General features: G+C 46.3%; 15 protein-coding genes. 7 read left to right on the top strand and 8 right to left on the bottom strand.

Features of this window, described 5'->3' with window-relative positions; genetic code table 11:
• Window positions 1–4: 4 nt before the first annotated feature.
• Window positions 5–1465 (bottom strand): D-arabinono-1,4-lactone oxidase, encoded by a 1461-nt coding sequence (locus tag B9N89_RS05375; RefSeq protein ID WP_132316069.1) that lies wholly within the window; start codon window positions 1463–1465, stop codon window positions 5–7.
• 458 nt (window positions 1466–1923) lie between these two features.
• Between B9N89_RS05375 and B9N89_RS05370 the strand changes: the two genes are divergently transcribed.
• Complete coding sequence (locus tag B9N89_RS05370; RefSeq protein WP_159455163.1) at window positions 1924–2655, top strand: S1 family peptidase; 732 nt, start codon at window positions 1924–1926, stop codon at window positions 2653–2655.
• A gap of 193 nt (window positions 2656–2848) precedes the next feature.
• Here the strand turns inward: B9N89_RS05370 and B9N89_RS05365 are convergent, their stop codons facing one another.
• The 4 genes from B9N89_RS05365 to B9N89_RS05350 form a co-directional block, all read right to left on the bottom strand.
• The gene (locus B9N89_RS05365) at window positions 2849–3694 is read right to left on the bottom strand and encodes a zinc dependent phospholipase C family protein (RefSeq protein ID WP_159455162.1); all 846 of its coding nucleotides are present in this window, start codon (window positions 3692–3694) and stop codon (window positions 2849–2851) included.
• 105 nt (window positions 3695–3799) lie between these two features.
• The gene (locus B9N89_RS05360) at window positions 3800–5806 is read right to left on the bottom strand and encodes a sensor histidine kinase (RefSeq protein ID WP_132316075.1); all 2007 of its coding nucleotides are present in this window, start codon (window positions 5804–5806) and stop codon (window positions 3800–3802) included.
• A gap of 176 nt (window positions 5807–5982) precedes the next feature.
• Window positions 5983–6777, bottom strand: coding sequence for a serine O-acetyltransferase (locus tag B9N89_RS05355; protein WP_132316077.1), 795 nt, complete (start codon window positions 6775–6777; stop codon window positions 5983–5985).
• 104 nt (window positions 6778–6881) lie between these two features.
• Window positions 6882–7784: a GGDEF domain-containing protein gene (locus tag B9N89_RS05350; protein ID WP_132316079.1), complete on the bottom strand. Its 903-nt coding sequence runs from the start codon at window positions 7782–7784 to the stop codon at window positions 6882–6884.
• 296 nt (window positions 7785–8080) lie between these two features.
• Between B9N89_RS05350 and B9N89_RS05345 the strand changes: the two genes are divergently transcribed.
• The 3 genes from B9N89_RS05345 (at window position 8081) to B9N89_RS05335 (ending at window position 12083) form a co-directional block, all read left to right on the top strand.
• Window positions 8081–9091: a hybrid sensor histidine kinase/response regulator gene (locus B9N89_RS05345; protein WP_132316081.1), complete on the top strand. Its 1011-nt coding sequence runs from the start codon at window positions 8081–8083 to the stop codon at window positions 9089–9091.
• Window positions 9092–9491: 400 nt separating this feature from the next.
• Window positions 9492–9947 (top strand): cache domain-containing protein, encoded by a 456-nt coding sequence (locus tag B9N89_RS05340; protein WP_132316083.1) that lies wholly within the window; start codon window positions 9492–9494, stop codon window positions 9945–9947.
• Window positions 9948–9986: 39 nt separating this feature from the next.
• Window positions 9987–12083: a methyl-accepting chemotaxis protein gene (locus tag B9N89_RS05335; protein WP_132316085.1), complete on the top strand. Its 2097-nt coding sequence runs from the start codon at window positions 9987–9989 to the stop codon at window positions 12081–12083.
• Between the two features lie 17 nt (window positions 12084–12100).
• Here the strand turns inward: B9N89_RS05335 and B9N89_RS05330 are convergent, their stop codons facing one another.
• Window positions 12101–13228 (bottom strand): porin, encoded by a 1128-nt coding sequence (locus tag B9N89_RS05330; protein WP_132316087.1) that lies wholly within the window; start codon window positions 13226–13228, stop codon window positions 12101–12103.
• Window positions 13229–13412: 184 nt separating this feature from the next.
• Entirely contained in the window at window positions 13413–14492 is a 1080-nt protein-coding gene (locus tag B9N89_RS05325; RefSeq protein WP_132316089.1) for a porin, read from the bottom strand.
• 238 nt (window positions 14493–14730) lie between these two features.
• Between B9N89_RS05325 and B9N89_RS05320 the strand changes: the two genes are divergently transcribed.
• Window positions 14731–15741, top strand: a complete 1011-nt coding sequence (locus tag B9N89_RS05320) for a cysteine synthase A (RefSeq protein ID WP_132316091.1) — start codon at window positions 14731–14733, stop codon at window positions 15739–15741.
• 39 nt (window positions 15742–15780) lie between these two features.
• Here the strand turns inward: B9N89_RS05320 and B9N89_RS05315 are convergent, their stop codons facing one another.
• Complete coding sequence (locus B9N89_RS05315) at window positions 15781–16818, bottom strand: hypothetical protein (RefSeq protein ID WP_132316093.1); 1038 nt, start codon at window positions 16816–16818, stop codon at window positions 15781–15783.
• Between the two features lie 180 nt (window positions 16819–16998).
• Here B9N89_RS05315 and B9N89_RS05310 point away from each other — a divergent pair, with 180 nt between their 5' ends.
• A complete protein-coding gene (locus B9N89_RS05310; protein WP_132316095.1) occupies window positions 16999–17835 on the top strand; it encodes a class I SAM-dependent methyltransferase in 837 nt (278 codons plus the stop codon).
• A 117-nt stretch (window positions 17836–17952) separates the two neighbouring features.
• Window positions 17953–18717, top strand: coding sequence for a substrate-binding periplasmic protein (locus B9N89_RS05305; protein WP_132316097.1), 765 nt, complete (start codon window positions 17953–17955; stop codon window positions 18715–18717).
• Window positions 18718–18805 lie beyond the last annotated feature (88 nt).

Below are 18805 nucleotides of genomic sequence, written 5' to 3'. Positions count from 1 at the left end.
TTGCTTACTTCACTATATAAGGGCTTTTCTCTCCAGCTACTAGCTTTTCAAAGAATAGCCCCGTAAACTTGCCATTTGGGTCCCATGCTTTTTTAAACTCCATGAAAGCTTCAAATTCTGGATACAGACCTTGGATCACAGGGTTGTTGTAAAATTGCTTGCCCCATTGAGGGCGAGCTTGGTACTGCATCAAAATTTTTTCAGCCTCTTCAAAAAAAGTCTGCCAGTTGGGGTAGGAAAGGTGGGATGATAGATTGATGTAGCAAATAGGCTCAGTAGAAAGACTGGGACTTAAGAAAGAGCCTTGATCTCCCTTAACGAATCGGTATTGAACGGGGAGGTTTGCGAAAAACGTTTCACTCTTGGCAAGGCTAGCCGTTAACTGATCGAGAGCTTGCTGGATCTCAGCTTCGAGGCCAAGCTTTACAGCGTATTCTGCTTGAAAAAACCGAACGGTCCGTGGTCCTGGTTGGTTTTTCCAAGACATAGAAACTTTTCTTTCGTTAGGAATCATCCCTGCTAGGAACTTAACAAAAGCTGGAGTGCGCTTCAGATTCAGATTGGCATTGCAACGATTCAAGCCATCCACTGTCCAGTTCTTTAGAAAAATATCATGGTAGAAATCTATAATAGGATGAGGCTTTGGGGTTTTGCTGGTGCGGTTTCGCATGGTCACTTCGGTAGTGTCTGTAAAAGGAAAGACGAGATATTCAAAGTGATCATTCTTTAGGTAGTGGCCCTGATCCTGAGCTTCTTCCAGGGATAGTGGTTTGGATCTAAGTTCTAGGCAACGAGATTCTTCAAGCTTAAATGTGATCGCATAAATGATACCTAGTACTCCTAGGTTGACTCTAGCGGCCATCAGCCCTTCACGATCAGATGGGCGATCGGCACGGAGTTCAAGCACAGAGCCGTCGTCTTGAATCAATTCCATCCCAAAAATCGAAGATTCATCACTAAGGGTTCCCCACTTCAACCCAGAGCCGTGGGTTGCGGTGGAACACGCTCCAGCTAGGCTTTGTTTGTCGATACCTCCAAGCGATGGTAGTACCATTCCATAAGACTCGATTTCTTTATTAAAGTCGTGAAGGCTCTTGCCTGCCTCGACGCGGATGCGGCGATTGTCACGGTCTACATCAAGAATTCGATTCAGGTGCTTGAGAGAGATCATCGTTTGGTCCGTATACGCCTGACAATTAAAGCTGTGGCCCGAGCCGACGGCTTTAATCTTCGAGCTTCTCGCTACCAAGGACTGGAGTTCATCCAGTGTTTTTGGTTCGTAGTATTCGCGGGGTTGAACTCGAATATTATGAGACCAATTTTCAAAGATCTTTTTCTTCGATTGGACTGGGGTGTTATTCGATTCTGAAACCAGGCTCAGATTTGAGGAAGTGACTTCTTGTTTACCTTTTGAATACTCGGGCTCTGGAGTTTCTGGTTTAGCTTCTTGCGCAGTTTGTGCCATGACTTACCAGCTCCTTGCTCTAAAAATTGACTAGTCAACACTGAGGGGTTCGGACTTTCAGCTCAAGAGTTTAGTTAAAAACGACTTAATTCCATGATCAAAAGGATAGAAGAAGGAAATTTAATGAAAATACCTAAGTGAGGTTTCAATTCCGTAAATTAAGTAGCCGTAGTTGCACTGTGTCAGGGAATAACAGAAGGGTATTTGTCCATGACTTATATTCTCAGTATTAATAGGGGCATTATTAGAAAAATCTAATGATTACCAACCTTAATCCTTTCAGATTGCTATCTGCAATTGGCGAAAACATACCTAAGCGTATCGAAGTCGACACCAACCGTTAATTTTCCTAAACGATCTGGTCTTGAAATCTGAGTTCGCAGATGAGAAAAACCTATGAAACTTGGCCAAACGGCCAGGAACTACCCTATCAACGTTCAGAAATAAGGAAATTAGACATGATCATGAATTCAGCATGGAAGGCAGCCGTCATAGCCTCGGCGTTAGTTCTCGGTGCATGTGGAAGTGAGCAGCAGAATAGCGGATTGGATATTATTAACGGGAGCATTCCTAGTGATGATGGTCTTATCGAGCAATCTACCGTCGCTCTGGTTAGCAGCAACGGCAGTGTATTTTGCACAGGAACCTTAGTTAGTTCCCGCCATGTGATCTCTGCTGCTCATTGTCTGCAAGGATTCGGTGGAACTCTCTATATTGGTTTCGGCCGCAATTCCAGTGAGTTTACATATGTAAGAGCTAGCGACTACACCACCAACCCCAATTATACTGGCTCGTTTGCGAAAAGTGTTCCAGGAGATATTTCCATTGTAGAGCTGTCTGAGTCAGCTCCAAGCAAGTATAATCCTGTAAGCATCTACAAGGGGTCGATTTCAGGGCAGACCGTTTATCTTGCGGGATTTGGTCAAACCGAATCTGGCGGTAGCGGTCAGCTATACTACACCTCTGTGGGTGTTTCCAGTACCACGAGCAACGAGCTTACAGTATACGAAAACGGCACTGGTGCTTGCTATGGCGATTCTGGAGGCCCGGCTTATGTCTATACTAATGGTGAGCTTCAGGTCGTCGGTGCAACCTCGCGCGGACAAACGGGATGTCGTGGGTCTTCAGTTTATACCTACATCCCTTACTTTTTATCTTGGATTGAAGGCTGGACTGGCTTGAATCTTTAATCAACGGTTCTACTCTGCCTTAGGTTAAGTACTTGAGGCAGAGTCTTCAGTCTATGATGGGGAGTAAAACCTATGATACTTCGTTGCCTGCAAAAAAAATAATGGCCTTTGTACGATTTGTGCTTTCTTCTCACAATTTTTAGGCCAAGCCTTGTCTCATAGGTTTTGCTCCTGTTAACACCAATCAATTAGTTTATAAACTTAAAGCATCATCGAGTGAAAAGTCATCGATATAGAAGCTAACTCCTGGCCATCCGCCTTGATTTGAAAAATTGCTCATCTCTGCTTGTTGAAGACCTTGCCAAACATAGTCCCATACAATGGCAAGCCGGTCAGCAGTGTCTTGAACTCCCCCTCTAGCATCAAAATAGTTTTGGCTTCCCCATGGCATCTTAAATTTGTAGTAAAGATAGGTAAAGGGTGCTCCTATCGGCTCGGCAACCATGCCTAGCTTGAGTGTCTTTGCTCCACGGTTAATCTCACTTTCGCTGACTTCGAGGCCCAGGCGACGATAGGTCTCGATCAGAATATCGTTGGGCTGATCGATCCTGGGATAGTCGAAAGCTCGCTTGTAATCCAAGATGGCCAGAAAATCGCAGCCAGGGTCGGTATGTTCTTGAGCCTTCCCAATATCACCATCAAAGTCCTGCCGAGCAGTTTCTGTTACAAAATACTTGTCGAAATTGATATCGCCAACCGTATGGGATAGGCTACCGAAAAAATGACTCCAAGCAGCCTGGCAGTCCTCGCTTTTCAAGGGATCTGGGCAGGCTTCCATAAGAACTTTTTGGTACTGATTGAGGAAGTCGCTCCAATGAGACAGCTCACCATAACTATGATTGATGGCATAGCCTGTATCGGGGTAGACAGCGCCCATACGGTAGGCGTCGCGATGCCTCTCCAGCATAGATTGTAGTTCTTGCGAACTTAGCTGTTCCAAGGCTTCGTCTGCAATAAACATGTGAACAGCCATTCCACTTGCTAGTCCTTGTGACCCAGAGGCGATTGCTAGCCCCGCTAGGAAAATATTTACTTTCATTTTAGCTCCCAAATTTTTGCTGGAGTCTAGCATTGGCAACCGTGTTCGCCATCGGAAGAAGCGCGTAGTCGCATGTTCGTAATTAGCTTGTGCGGTCAATCTTGGCTAGGCTGGACGATTTTTTTGATAGGCAGCGAGTAGGGGAAAGCACAGGATAAAACGGGTGTTCGGGTGATGGTCATCGATTTCAAGAACACCGTTATGATCCTCGACGATTCCTTTACTGATACTGAGACCAAGTCCAGTACCTTTACCGATTTCTTTAGTGGTAAAAAATGGATCGAAGACTCGCTTTCGGATATCTTCTGGTATACCTAGGCCTGAATCTGTGATAACCAGTTGGGCCATATTGTTTGAGCTTCCGATTTGGATATCTATCCAGCGGACTTCTTTCGGGGCTATGGCATCGATAGAGTTATTGACTAGATTTAAAATTACTTGCGAAATCTGCTCGGCCCGGCAGGAAATATCGAGCTGCTGATCGCTCTCTTGGTATCTTAGATCGATTCGAGTATCAGTGATTCTCTCTTTCGCAATTGCCACCACATCGTCGATGATTTCTCCTAAGTTATGTGGAGCAAAAGGATCTTCCTCACCATTCCTCGCGTAGACACGCAAACCGCGAATGATTTTCGTAATCCTTTTCGTTGTTAGCTGGATCCTCGAAGCCATCGGACCAATAACGGTTTGATCGGCCTCTGGGCGACTGATACGCTTTTCGATGTTCTCTGCGTAACCAGAAATTATTGCCAAGGGGTTATTGATTTCGTGAGCAATACCAGCAGCCATAAGTCCTAGGCTGGACATCTTTTCTGATTGAATCAAGAGTTCCTGTTGATCTTTAATTTTTTCTTTCGCTTCTTGGTGAAGTCTAATCTCTTTCTCAAGCTCGCTGTTACGCTCCTCAAGTTCTGCCGTTCTCTGTTTTACTTTAACTTGAAGATCTTTACGACTCTCTTCAAGATCATGAAACAGGCTTGTTATTTTTGTTCGGACCCGATATCCCATGGCGAATGACATAAAAAGCATCTCGATAGCGACACCAAAAATAGCGGCACTGGCACCGATAAAGTCATTGTTAATATAGCCAGCAGCATAAAGATCTTTGATAAGAACTCCGATCGACACAGAACCAAATCCAAAGAGATATATCAGTGCTGATCTGTCGCCTCGAAACGCTTTGACTCCCGTACAGTAAATCATATAGATAATCGCTATAGGGCTTATATGCACCAGCACAGAAAAAGTTTTTAGTTCAAGAAACGGATAGCTTAGAATCACAAAGCATTCAGCAGCGAATAGTATTTTAAATAGAAGATTGCGTTTTGGGCCTAGGCTTTTGAGATCCAAATAGTAGTAGACAAAAACCATTGCTACGATAGTAACGAAGGACTGTAGCAGTCTAATGATACCTGGTATAGGGCCGATGGCTTCGCTTATGTAAAACTCTAGGGGAGAAGCTGCAAGGGCGATGGAAACGCTGCTGGTGACAACGAAAAGCTCATACATCATAAACGTCTTGTCTTTAAAACTTAGGTAGAAGAATAGGTTGTAGGCGAATAGAACGAAGGCGATGCCACAGAATAGGCCTATGATTAGGCGCTCTTCCTCAAGTTTGTCAGACAATCCAGCATGATCGACGATAATAAAGTTATTGAGGGAGGCTGCATTACCAAAGCTGAGTCCCATGTAGGCTACAATTCCATCGGAAGGCACAGAAAGGGCAACACCATGGCGCCGAGATCGGATACTCCTATTTGCGGGGGGGATAGCATTCCCTGATTCCTCTTTGACCCACTGACCTTGGTGATCTTGATAGTATAAGATCACATGATCTAGGTAGCGCTTTGTCAAAATAAACCATTCAGACCCCTGGCTCTCGCTTTTGATGCGAAGCTTGAACCAAAGGTAATCGCTGCTGAAGCTTCTGACTCGAAATTCACCTAAGCCTTCTCCTTGTTGAATCTCACTGGCTGTTAAAGGCCTACTAGAGATGCCAAGTGGCTCAGACTTGAGCGGGTTGATGGATGCACGCAAGATCGTTTCCTGGCCTATGCTGTAGTCGGCAATAGATGCGATTGCGAGAATTAATATGTACCTAAATACACCCAAGGGTCGCGGGTTCCTTTTGTTCGGTATGCTGATCCTTTACTTTCGGCTATTTAGCTAGGATTGTGAGCCGTCTATCACCATTCTTGATTGAGTTACAGAAACTATGTCCACGAAGTAAGATGTGTCGAGTTTGGAAGGTAGCTTTGGGCTTGAAAGATGCCAAAGCTGGCCCTAAATCAATTAGGCAAGTTTGCTAAAACCCGAGATCCCGCAGGCACCGAGTCGGTGATCCAGGCGCTGCCGCCGACGATGGTGCCATCGCCGATATGGGTATCTCCTCCTAGAATGGTTGCATTGGCATACAAAACAACCTGATTTCCAATGGTCGGATGCCGCTTCTTGCCTCTCAGATTCCTTTTGACAGAGGGAGCTCCAAGTGTCACGCCTTGGAAAATCTTCACGTGATGGCCGACAATCGCAGTCTCGCCGATCACAATACCTGTCCCATGGTCGATAAACAGGGGGCAGTCGACTTGCGCGCCTGGGTGAATATCAATCCCCGTTTTTTCGTGGGCAAACTCGGATAGGACCCTTGGTAGGAGAGGTACGTTCATCTCATAAAGTTTATGTGCAACTCGATGGATAGCCAAGGCATAGAAACCTGGGTAACAGAGCACCACCTCCTGCACTGAATTCGCTGCAGGGTCTTGCTCTAAGAAAAACTGAGCGTCTTGATCGAGCTGATGCTTACAGCTTGGAAGATAAGAAAAAAACGCTTCACATGTGGAGTCCCAAGTGTCCTGGGTCTGCCAGTCAAGATCCTGAAGGATACTATGCAATCTTTCGTCGAGATCTTGAAAACGAGTCTGCCACGCATCTAGTGAACATATTGGCTTTTCACACCGACTGGGAAAAAGGCTATCGATAAGCGTCATGGTCCAAGAAAATATGGATGCTCTGCACAGGGTTGGTGGTGTACGTTGATTCAGATCAAACATTGCTTGAGAAACATTTGCAATCCACGGTTTCATGGGAAGCCCTACCTAGTATTGTCTGCGAGCCCTATCAGTTGTTAGCTCTCTGATCATAGGTAAATCTTATCATGGAGTCAACGTCTCGGCTCTTCCGAGTGTGGTCAATCTTCTCCAGGAGTCCAGGAAAGCTTTGAGGGGCTATGACAAAGGTTGTCTGTGGCCATTTCTATGAGAGTCGTGACGGGTATTGTCCGGGAGCTTGCAAACGATATGGTGCCAGTGAAGGGCAGTCGAGTGGTGAAGCTTCGATCCCCCCAGTTTCGATATTTGCCGCGAAAAAAGACCCGACCCATGGCTGCAAAGGCACTGTCTTCATCTGTGTCAGGCATAACGATCATAAATTTCTGCTTATCAACCCTGCAGATAATATCGGTGGTTCTCATGTTGCGGGTAAAGTGGTGAGCTACTTGATTAATAATAGTTTCCATGGAATCTGCGGCTAGCTCGATCTGATCTTCGGGGGAGGAGAAGCTTAGAAGTGTCACCGTGAGTGGCTGGCTGGTTTGCTTGAATTTTTCTAGGGCAGAGTCCAGATGAAATTCAATAAAATTCCGATTATAAAGCCCAGTTTCCGCATCGCGAATTGTCAGCCTTGAGAACTGTCTTTGGAGCCGAATATACTGGGAGACGGCACGGAACGCCGATGAGACTCTTTCGGCCGAGGAAAGGTCATCACTCAGGACGTCAAATAGGGAGCAATCGGAATTCTGATCCCAACGAAAATTTTTCGCATCTCTTGCGATTAGTATGGTGGTTGGGGTGAATGGTGATCCCAGGCGTTCTCTTTGAAGGAGTGACTGTCGATCTCGATCCGATAAGTCCTCTGATATCACCAAGAGATCGGTATCGTAAAGCTCAAGGGCGCGTTCAACAGCCGAACTGCTACTACAAAGAATCTGTCGATCGAAAAACTTACTCCCATGGGATAATAGGGTTGCCTCCTGATTGGAGCAAGCAGTTGCGATGCAAACGGTTAGAATTTCATTGTCAGTAGTCAGATTCAAAGTCTTACTCCATCAAGCCTTCCTTTTATCGCCTAAAAAAAAATCCTTCTTTAGGACTACTTGACAACCAAAAATTACTTTTCCTGGGGAACAATAAATCAATCATGGTGGAAAACCCTGGGAGGCATTGGTGTCATGATGAAGTCGTTCCAGGACCTTGAACAACAAGCTCAGGAATATCGGGCAACGAAACAAGGCGGCCTTTCAACAATGACTTGTCTGGGAAAAAGTTAGATCTCTGGCTGTCACTAAACTAGGCGCTTCGAGTAGCCGAAACTTGGCTGGTGGAGGCTAGCATGGATGTTTTTGTTATCGAAGACAGCGAAGATGATCTGTTCGCGATCAAGCGATGTCTGCGTGGTGGTGAATTTGACTTTCATCATTGTACATCTCTGCGGGGTTTTCGCGAACAATGGGCTGCCACACCTTGCGACGTGATTCTTTGTGACCTCAATATCGATGAAAGCTACGGGATAGCAACTTTTTTGGCTGTTAAAGAGATTTCAACCGGCACGCCAATCATCGTCCTCTCCGGCCATGAGGAAGATGATCTCGCAATCGAAGCGATCCAAAAAGGGGCGCAGGACTATCTAAACAAAAATCGAATTGACAAGAAGAGACTAAAAGTAACCATCGAGTTTGCAATAGAGCGTCAGCGCAGTAGGGAGGAGCTAACAAAAGCTCGGGAAAGGATAGAGCAAGAGCTTGCGTTTCGATCAAATTTTTTAGCGCATTTCAGCCATTCCATTCGCACACCACTGCACGGCCTTGGATCGATGTTGGATCTGATGAATTACAATCCAGGGGCCTTCAAGTCTTCTGAGATACTAGATAACCTCTACTACTCCTATGCGAGACTAAGACAAACAGTTGAAGACCTTTTGGATTTCGAGGCTAGTTTTGGACAAGGCTTCTGCCTCGATAAGACGAAGTCCACGCCTCGTGAACTTGTTCATCTATCCCTAAATTTCTTGCGACCATTGCTGGTGGGAGGGTTTCGTGTGTTCGGTTCGGCTCCGGATCACACGACCCTGAACATTGATATTCAGAAAGTAAGCAAGGCTATCTGCCGTGTAGTGTTAAATAGTGTCAAGCACTCGGGATCTTGCCATGCTACGTTGAGTTGCTATTTAGACAACCAAGCTCTCAAAATTCATATCAGAGATAACGGTAAAGGTCTTCCAAAAGATTGGGGAGATGGTCAAAGCCCTTTCTCTCGTGGTGATTTTTCTACTGTAAGCCAAGGTGCAGGTTTAGGCCTGTATCTAGTTCATGAAAGCCTGAGTTTGATGGGGGCAGGCTTCTGACTGAGCAGTGCAAACAGGGTGCGCACTTCATCATTGAAGTGCCCGTAAACGAAAAAATTGAGAAGCCCAAGATCAAGGCTAAGCAGCGTTTGCGAGCCCGTGTTCAAAATGATTTTATCGCCAGCTTCCTAGAGAAAGAACTCATACGGTATGGCTATATTTTTGAGCGGATAATTGAAATTTTTACCTCAGCGAAATAAGCACTCTTAGCTATTGTGTTTGCAGTATCGCTCGGCTCTGCTACCTGACCTCAGGTCGTAGAGGCGACACCGTATCAAAAAATAGCTAGTTCTTTCTTAACCTTGACCAAAGTCACGGCCAAAAAATGTTATCAAAATACTTCTTGTCTTTTAAACATGCCTGCCGATAAAATTCCCATCAGAGCCAACGGAGGTTATCTATGTTGCGACAATATCTAATCATTTGCTTAGGATTTTTGGGAATCAGTCTTTCGAGTGCTGGATTCGCTATCGACTGTGAGAAAGAGCAGGCTAAACAGGCTGTTCTCGATATTTGCAGCAAGATAGAATCAAACGGTAAGAGCGCTCTCAAGGATGTTGCTAAGTTTCGCTACTGCGGTTCCAATTACGTTTGGGTCCAGGATAGTAACGTTAAGATGGTGCTACACCCTATTAAACCGAGACTCAATGGCCGTGATTTAACAAAAAACAAAGATGAAAAAGGCAAACTACTCTTTGTTGAATTCGATAAAGCAGCCAAGTCCAATGCTGGAGGCGACTGGGTCAACTATGTATGGGCCAAGCCAGGTGCAGAAAAAGCCACTCCGAAAGTGTCATTTGTCAAACGCTGCGGTGGTGATCTGGGGTGGGTCGCTGGCTCAGGAATCTGGAAATAAAGCTGTTATGACTTCTTCTGAAAAGGCCTCGAACTCAAAATGAACAAGAAACTACGCGCCCTAAGCTTAAACTCCCGCTTGCTCCTATTTGCCATTGGTTTATCCTGGATTTTTGTCTCGATTTCTATCGTCGTTGGCAAGTTGGTCGTGGAGTCCACTGTAGAATCCATCGCCGAAAAAAGTCTTGAGTCAGGGGCCGATCTACTAACCAGTGAAATCGAAAGCTCCATCGAACGATATGCTCAGTTTTCCCGTAAATTGAGCCAAGATCGACTGATCGAAGGCCTGTTTCTCGCCTATGAGAGTGCTTTTTACGGTAGTGCTTTTTTTGTGGGAGAAGACCATAACATATATACCGAAGCCTACAAGAAGCTCGATCAGCGTTACCTTGAGCGAGTTGAAGCTTTCCGAGTTGATAATCGAGTTCAAGACATCTTCCTCATCTCTAGGGAAGGTCAGGTGATCATGGCAACGCTCAAACCTGAAAGCAACCCGAACTTAGGTAAAAATTTGAGAGAGGGAAGTCTTAAGGGAAGTCCGCTTGCATCGTGTTTTGAAAAGGCTTTGACAAACTCTCCGGGCACCTTGTGCAACACGGGCTTCTTCCTCGATCGTGCTAGCAATCAGATCAAAGCCTTTCAGCTTACCCGTTCAGACGCGGAATTTGAGCACCTTTCTGAGGGGATATCAAGAGGTGATGTCATGGGCGTGGTGGCTATCGAGCTAAACACTGAGTTCTTACAGAAGGTTACTGATTTTTCTCAAAAGTTCGGTGAAACGACCCAAGCCTTCGTAATTAATGACGAGCAAAAACTTCTGACGGATGTAATTGAGGAGAACCAAAAGCTTGAAAGTCTAAAATCGTTTCAAGGTGATGTGTCTCTGAAGCACAGTTATATCAAGAATATCAAGGATGATCGCAGCCTTTACGGCCAGTTCGAAGATCACTTTGGAAACGATGTTTTTGTGATTGGTAGGCCTATCGCTGGATTTAACGGGCCGTGGTACTTTGCTTTCGAAAAAGCTGCCCGTGAGGTATACCAACCGATCAACCAGCTCTTAATTTCCTTGATCTTGGCCTTTGGGTTGGCTTTACTCGGCATTCTATATTTAGCAAAGATCTTTGCCAAGCAAATCACGGATCCATTGATGGGCGCAAACCGTTCCGTTGGTGCTCTGGCGAATAATCTCGGGCACGATTCGGAAACGGTTTCCCAAGAGGCCTTGAAGATGTCTGAAGGCGCTCAGGACGTTGCCGCTTCCGTCCAAGAAACTGTAAGTTCCATGTCTGAAATAAATAGCATGGTAAGTTCAACCCTGGAAAAAACCTCCCTTTCCACCCAGTCCGCCGCCGAAATTGAAACTCAAGTTGATACGGGGGCCCGGCAGATGAGTGAGTTAGTCGATGCAATGAGAGAGATTGATCAGTCCAATAACCAATTGGAGAATATCAAGCGATTCATGTCGGATATTGAGAAACAGACGGGTCTGATCAACGATATCGTCTTCAAGACCCAGCTGCTATCGGTGAATGCATCCATCGAATCAGCGAAGGCTGGCGAGCATGGCAAGGGCTTTTCAGTTGTTGCCAATGAAGTCAGCAAACTAGCAGATACCAGTGGTGTCGCTGCTGGGGCAATTTCAGACCTGATCGATAGTATCAAGAACCAGGTTACGGAGCTGCTCGAAGCAAATAAAGCAAAGATAGCAGTAGGTCAGCAAAAAACCGAATCAGTTATGACACTCTTTAGCACGATACGTAAAGAAGTTGAGCATATCAAGACACGGGTGGAAGACGTGAGCATGGCCGCCAAGGAGCAGAGTGTGGGCATTAACGAAATTACTACAGCAGTTGGCAATATTGAGCACGCAACGCAGTTGAGCCTAGAAGGTGTAACAAATCTCGAACGACTTACAGCGAGCCTTGCATCCCATTCAAGAGGCTTGACCCAGATTTCTGGCAAACTGGAGTCGATTACCTTGGGTCAGAAAGTGTCCTCAGATCAAGGTCCCAAGGAGCGAGAAAACTCGACTCCGGTGAACTCGGGTCGTGAAGATTCTGCACCCCGTCTTCGCTCACTCGGATCTGCAGGAGATGTTTCCGCCGATGACGACTCATTCAAGAGTGCTGGTTGAATTTAGTTCTGTTATCGCTAGAATCCAGTTTGAACTCCAAGTGCAACCACCTGAGCGACGTTTTCTTTTTTGTCGCTCACGATTGGCTCATCCGCACTGATTGACATTTGGGCTATGGTTAGTTTAAGTGCAGTTTTAGCGGTGATCATATTCTTATATCCCAGTCCTATTTGTTGCTGGCTAGCCTCTTTGTAGTTGGCGCTAATGGTTTCATCGAGAGCTACGATGTAGTCTTGATCTCCTAGGGTCGCGTTGCCATAGGTTAGGCTATAGGTATTTTCGTCTTTCTGGTAGCTAAACGAAGCAAAGATACGAGTGACTATAATTTCCTCCATGTCCCCATTCTCGTCTGTGCCGTGGCCGATCGTCTGCAAGCCATAATTAAAGCCAGCAGCAAGACCACCTGCTGTTTTTATATTGGCAGCTAGTCCGATGCTAGGTAGCTTCATATCAGCGTCACAGCTTTCGCAGTCTGCATAGAGCAAGCCAACGTTGAGAGTGTCGCGGGTGTATTGAAGGAAGTGCTCCACATTCCTCTGAACCCCATCGTAGTCGTGGGGGCCATTGGTATCGTAGCTTAGCTTATAAGTCAGGCCGTTCCAGGTTGGGCTTGCGTAGCGAATCTGATCGCGAAACGCTCTGAAGTTGTAGCCCAAGCCCTGCAATGATCCGTAGCCGAGGCCTCCAACGACATAGGACGTATCCAGGTTGTAGTTTTGAGCTACCGTTGCGGCAAGGCCATCCATCTTGATATAGAAAAGCGCAGATGGCATCCAATCTTGGCCAATGGTGATCACGCCGTAGCCTTTAGTATCTAGATCGACCTTGAAAATCCTTGGCCTAATTCGGTAATCCGATGAGGCATCCCGTCCTGAGTTAACACCCACTTCAGCGACATAGCTAATCTTAAAGTCACCATCCTGCGAACCTTTAACCCCAATGCGACTCTCAAAGCCGTCCACATCAGTGACTGCGACGCTAGACTCTTTACCAGCATCCTCGCTTTGGGCGACGTAGCGTAACTCTTTATTGATAAGACCATAGATCGTAAGTGTATCTTCCGTTTGTGAATAGGACTCAGGTGCAATACCAGCTGTGACAAAGGCGAGGCCAGCTATAGACGCTCTGAATCTACTGTTGAGCATACGAACTCCTTTCGTTCCATTGCAGCGAAAAAATGAATTATGGGACCATTCTATGTCTCATTTTAGCTGGTTTTGAGTACTATTGGAAAGCCTAGCCATTAGTTTAGCTTTTTTAGAAAAGACCATGGGGTACGTTCTGATGGGAAATTTGGTAGGAATATGAGAGTTCTTTCAGCCAAAAAAGTTAGAAACTGGCAGCCATACCAAACAAAATTGTGTTTCGACGTCCATCCAGATTGTCTTCCTTGGTCAAAGCAGAGTGAAACCGAAACCGCGACTTTTGCGGGTAGTATTCAGTTGCGAGTGATATACGGTTTAGTGACTTGCTTTCCCCTTCCTGCTGAATGTCATCTTGACTGATTTTGGCAATGTAATCAATTTTTGGCTTTTTTGTTTTGTATCGTCCCTGAAGGATCAAAGTTTGGACTTGCCGAGAGGGATTGACTTGCGTCGGTTCGGGGTCAGATGCGGCTGCAAAGGTTCGGTATTCCGGATTTGAGATATATAGAAATTCGGTATCGATTTCAAACGACTTCAAGCTTGCTTTATTTCCAATGGCTATCTTGCTTGAGGAAACCTTATCTGAGCGTACCCCTTCCAAATTTTCCTGTGGAACTCTAGGAAAGACTCCCATGGTCACCAAAGGCTTGAGCCAATCGACCTTTGATTTTCCATACCAAGCCAAAGCCACGAGAAAGTCACCGGCTGTTGGAGATGGAGTTGCGGCCCCTTCTAATGGGGCGGCTTGAAATGGAGTATTTGCGAGCTGAAAGCCAAAAGTTTGGTTCCAAAGATGAGCTTCAAAGATCGCCCCAGTACCAAATCCAGAGTACTCATTCTCCCCCGCATAGGACACATGGTAGATATCTGCTGTGTTGTAATCATTCTCATATGACCCTTCGAACAAATAGATTTTGCCAAGGATCAAAGAATATTTTTTCGAGAAATTGTATCGCATGAAAAAATAGTCGGCACTATCGGAGACATTAGCAACTGGGTCGTTATTTGCTGGGCCGCGATCAAAACGGAAGCGGATGAGAAACGAACTCTTCTTGGTTATTTTTCCAGAAAGCGTCACCCGGTTTCGAATGCTCGTAAAACTGTGCTGATCGTCATCCCCTTCATTTTGGGAGAAGCTAAGATCAAATCGGCTCTCAAGACCTATTTTAACCTTTGGCCTCTTTTTAGCGTACAAGCTGGGGCAACCAACACTTAGCGCAGCGCAGCTGACAGCGATAGCAAATCTTAAATTAACGGATATCATGTTGTTCTCGAATGATCGTTTTACAGTGTAATTGCAAAAGCCGGACCATAGTTAACAGTCTGAAAGTATTGTTGATATGTACTGGCTATATGGCCAAGGCTTTGCCAGGCTAGAGATCGGGGCCGATTCGTCTTAACGGACTTCTTGCCGATGCCGAGCCTCATCGCGATCTTTGTCAGAGGTCCCATGTGTATGGCATGATATGCTTTTCTTGTGATCCATTAACGGTGGAGCTGAAATGACATTTAAAATAGCAAACCGGGCGTCGGAGCTGATCGGGGGGACATCGATCCTCAAGATCGAAAGTCTGAGCAAGCTTGCAGGCTCCGATATCTTTGTGAAGTGCGAGTATGAAAACCCTGGGGGATCGATTAAGGATCGCGCTGCTCTGCAGATGACAGAGGATGCTTTGGCTTGCGGTGCCCTTAAAGAGGGGATGACCATCGTAGAAGGTACTGCTGGCAATACAGGAATTGGCCTGGCCGTCGTGGGTAAATCTCTAGGTTTTCCTGTATTGGTGGTCATGCCGCGGGGCCAAGCTCATGAGAAAGAGCGTATGATAGGCTTGTTTGGTGCCGAACTTCGCTTGGTCGATCCCTGCCCCTTCAAAGACCCTAATCACTTTTATCATACGGCAAAAAGGATCGCGGACGAGGAAAGTAATCGCTATTGGTGGGCCAATCAATTTGAGAATACCAGTAACTACAAGGCTCACTATCAAAACACGGGCCCCGAGATCTGGCAGCAGCTGCCAAAGCTTGACTGCCTAGTTTCCGTTGCAGGGACTGGGGGCACGATTTCAGGAACAAGTCAGTTCCTCAAGGAAAAAAAACCGCGAATCCAGGTGGTGTTGGTTGATCCAGATGGGTCAGGTCTCAAATCATACGTTGATACAGGAGCCTTTGCATCTTCGGGAAGCTCCTTTACCGAGGGGATTGGCATTATGCGGCTGACCCAAAACTTTGCTGCGGCGAAGGTGGACCAGGCTGTGAATTTCTCGGATCAAGATATTCTCACAATTTCTCGTTTTGTTCGCGATGAAGATGGCATTGTCTTAGGCAGCAGCAGTGCTCTTAACGTCTGTGCCGCTTTCCACAACGCTTATAAGGGGCAAAAGTCACGCTGCATCCTAACGTTCGCATGTGACTTAGGGGAGCGTAGCTACTCGAAGCTTTATGATGGTGATTTTCTAAAGTCGAAAGGCCTCGATGAAAACCGGAATATGGATCAGATGCTAGGGTCTTGGTAGACCCTAGGCATGCTGTCCCTGTGAAAGTGGGCGATAGAGCTATGACTCTGGTTCCCCATTCTCTCGCTTTGCAATCACTTTGTTTAGGCTGAATAAGAGTGTTTGCGACTCCTGGGCCTTATCGTTGATATCGGGATCACGGCTAACTGTCAGTAGGTAATCAAGGCTCGCCCATTCCACAAGGTGGAAGGAGCTTTTTAAAGAAATATCAATGACCCGCTTGTCAAAAGTAGAGCGATCCTCTGTGTCGATGGACTCATAGACCGGAAACAGGACATTGGCCTTGAGCTGGTAGCTAAACTTTTCATCCGAGGTGTGCCCTTTCACCTCGGTACCAAACTCATAACCGTACTTATCAAAGCTTTGAATTTCCTGAACTTCGATTTCAGTGGTACTGTCATCGTCAGAGATAACAAATTGTCCATCTGCCATGACTTGTCGAAAACCTACACCGGCCTTGATATCCCAATTGAATATTTTGTAACTGTAAGGGCTGGCGATAACACCGAGAGACTCGCGAATCTTCAGGGGATTATAAGAGTCTGTCAGCTTGAGGCGTTTGGCTTCGATAACTTCCACTTCGTCGTCGAGACCAATCTTGCGGTACGTAACCATTTCAGCGCGGGTATCATAGCCGTCGAACAACGCTGTGCTGATGTTGCCTTGAACGAATAGACCAAGCCAGGAGACCGATTCAAGGTAGCGTTTATAGATAGAATCCAGTTCGAAGGAATCTTCAGCCTTGATGTATTCTGGAATCACAGGGCTACGTGAGTACGAAATAAGGATATCAATGCTATTTAGCCACTGACTGAGACCCGAACCGTAGTCGATCCCGCCTTTGACCTTAAGGCCTAGAGTTGTTGATTGGCCATCATCTTTGCCGACGACGTTCTTGCTTTCATTGATCGTTCCTGAGAGCCCGAGGGTCAGGTAATCGTCCCAACCTTGGTATGCTGTTTTCGCATCTTCGATGCCAATGGGAACAAAGTTCTGCTCGTCATCTTCCCCTACGGCAAAGGTACTTATGGTTGAAACGGCCAGTGGTAGGGCCATTTTTGCAAGAAATTCGCGCATCTTAGTCTCCTGAATTGCTGGTGCGGTCTCAGTGACTAACACGGTAACCTGGGAAAAGGCAAGGCTTGCAAAGTAGCGTTAGCAGCCCATTGAGAGGCAGGGCCAACTCTATCCGGCCTTGCGCGTTGACAGAGGGTTTGTCTTGGGGCAAGACATTAGAAACGAATCTAAGGAGAAAATATGAAGATTTTCGGTCTATTAAGCATCCTTCTCAGCAGCCAGTTTCTAGCATGCGCCACTACCAACAGCGGAAAATTAAGCAGCGACGATCGCGTCGAACTTAAAAAGGCCGTAGAAAGTGACAGCCGCACCAACCGCCATATGGCTCGTGATATTTATCGCAACCCTCAAAAAACTTTAGAGTTCTTTGGTATTAAGCCAGGTATGACTGTGGTCGAAATTTGGCCTGGTAGCGGCTATTATGCAGAGATTCTTGCGCCCTACTTGAAGGTTGAAGGTCGGTACATAGCGGCTGGATTTAATAGCGAGTCAGAAGTGTCTTATTACCGCAACGGTAGCCAGAAGTTTAAAGACTTGGTTGCCAGCCGCAGTGACGACTTCGGTTCCCGGGTCACCATCAATGACTTTGAGCCACCTGTTAAAAACCAAATCGCCGAGCCGAATTCAGTAGATGCCGTGTTGACCTTCCGTAACGTTCACAATTGGATGGGGCGAGATGGGTTGGACGCAGCGTTTGAAGCTTTCTATACAGCCCTAAAACCTGGTGGTGTTTTAGGAGTAGTGGAGCATCGCGCCTCTTCTGAAAAGGCTCAAGATCCGAAAGCTAAGAGTGGCTATGTTCGCGAAGACTTTGTGATTGAAGTGGCTAAGAAGGCAGGCTTTAAGCTTGAAGCGTCTTCGGAAGTGAATGCCAATCCAAAGGATGTGCGGGACTATCCCAAAGGTGTCTGGACACTGCCACCTTCCCTGGCTTTACGGGACGAAGATCGGCAGAAATACGTCGCGATCGGTGAGAGCGACCGTATGACGTTGAAGTTTGTAAAGCCGAAATCGTAAGAAAGGCTTGTCTGATGGGTCTTGCGTTCTTCTGCAAGGTCTGAAGAAAATCAGCACGGAAAAGCGATTCATGACAAAATAGTTTCATGACTGCAATTCTTTTTGGAGACTTTTGGCATGGATCGCTTCGTGGCCTTTATTATGCTGGTCTTGGCAACCTCGACGTTGGCAGAACCCAAGTTCCGCATCTGTTTCGACGATCAAAGTGACCTTAAGCTCTTTGGTCAAGGACATACCTCGAAAGAATCTTCTAGTTTCTATACTGACATCATTGCTAGGCTTGAAGCCTCCCAAAAGATCACAGTTCGCATCGAACGAATGCCAACCGTTCGTTGTCTTGGCTTGATGAAGGCGGGGCACATGGATGCCATGGTCCTGAGTTACAGTCGTAAACGGGATAGGGATATCTGTGAGTATCCTCCAAAAACAGGTGGCCATCCCGACTCCAAATTTGCATTTGTTGATGATTCTTACTACCTCATGACCTTACCAGGGAGTTCTGTGACGTGGGACGGCTCCTATGAAAGCATCCGTCAGTTAAATATTGGAGCCATTCGAAGCTACTCGATTGTCCAGGTCCTACGTAAAAAGGGTATCGAGGTTGACGAAAGCCGCGATGCCGATACCTTACTCAGGAAGCTCACCCTGGGGCGCTTGCAAGCTCTTGCCTTAAGTGCCGGTAGTCCGATCTTTCACCAGCTTAAAATGCATAGCCCAGCATTGACTCATCGCTACTATTATTTGGTTTTTAGCAAAGGCTTCTTCAAGGGAAACACCGCGCTTGTCAAAGCCATCTGGCAAGATATAGCTCAATTGAAAGCATCAGGGGAGCTTCGCGAGATTGGAGAACAGCACGGCTTGATTTCGTCTCAGTTCCTGTAGACCGCCTCCCATTTTAAACGAAAAGCTTAGGCAGGCTGAGCAGCGCCTTGCTAAGACAGTTTCGTTAAGCTGCGAATTTCTATCCTAT

Source organism: Pseudobacteriovorax antillogorgiicola (assembly GCF_900177345.1).
GTDB lineage: Bacteria > Bdellovibrionota_B > Oligoflexia > Oligoflexales > Oligoflexaceae > Pseudobacteriovorax > Pseudobacteriovorax antillogorgiicola.
The sequence above is the reverse complement of the archived record's forward strand: the minus strand, read 5'-3'. Positions and strand labels throughout refer to the sequence as shown.

Coding starts and splice junctions, on each gene's coding strand:
- B9N89_RS05330 (WP_132316087.1), bottom strand. CDS start 13,228: ATGCTCAACAGTAGATTCAGAGCGTCTATAGCTGGCCTCGCCTTTGTC.
- B9N89_RS05320 (WP_132316091.1), top strand. CDS start 14,731: ATGACATTTAAAATAGCAAACCGGGCGTCGGAGCTGATCGGGGGGACA.
- B9N89_RS05325 (WP_132316089.1), bottom strand. CDS start 14,492: ATGATATCCGTTAATTTAAGATTTGCTATCGCTGTCAGCTGCGCTGCG.
- B9N89_RS05315 (WP_132316093.1), bottom strand. CDS start 16,818: ATGCGCGAATTTCTTGCAAAAATGGCCCTACCACTGGCCGTTTCAACC.
- B9N89_RS05305 (WP_132316097.1), top strand. CDS start 17,953: ATGGATCGCTTCGTGGCCTTTATTATGCTGGTCTTGGCAACCTCGACG.
- B9N89_RS05370 (WP_159455163.1), top strand. CDS start 1,924: ATGATCATGAATTCAGCATGGAAGGCAGCCGTCATAGCCTCGGCGTTA.
- B9N89_RS05310 (WP_132316095.1), top strand. CDS start 16,999: ATGAAGATTTTCGGTCTATTAAGCATCCTTCTCAGCAGCCAGTTTCTA.
- B9N89_RS05345 (WP_132316081.1), top strand. CDS start 8,081: ATGGATGTTTTTGTTATCGAAGACAGCGAAGATGATCTGTTCGCGATC.
- B9N89_RS05365 (WP_159455162.1), bottom strand. CDS start 3,694: ATGAAAGTAAATATTTTCCTAGCGGGGCTAGCAATCGCCTCTGGGTCA.
- B9N89_RS05355 (WP_132316077.1), bottom strand. CDS start 6,777: ATGAAACCGTGGATTGCAAATGTTTCTCAAGCAATGTTTGATCTGAAT.
- B9N89_RS05375 (WP_132316069.1), bottom strand. CDS start 1,465: ATGGCACAAACTGCGCAAGAAGCTAAACCAGAAACTCCAGAGCCCGAG.
- B9N89_RS05335 (WP_132316085.1), top strand. CDS start 9,987: ATGAACAAGAAACTACGCGCCCTAAGCTTAAACTCCCGCTTGCTCCTA.
- B9N89_RS05340 (WP_132316083.1), top strand. CDS start 9,492: ATGTTGCGACAATATCTAATCATTTGCTTAGGATTTTTGGGAATCAGT.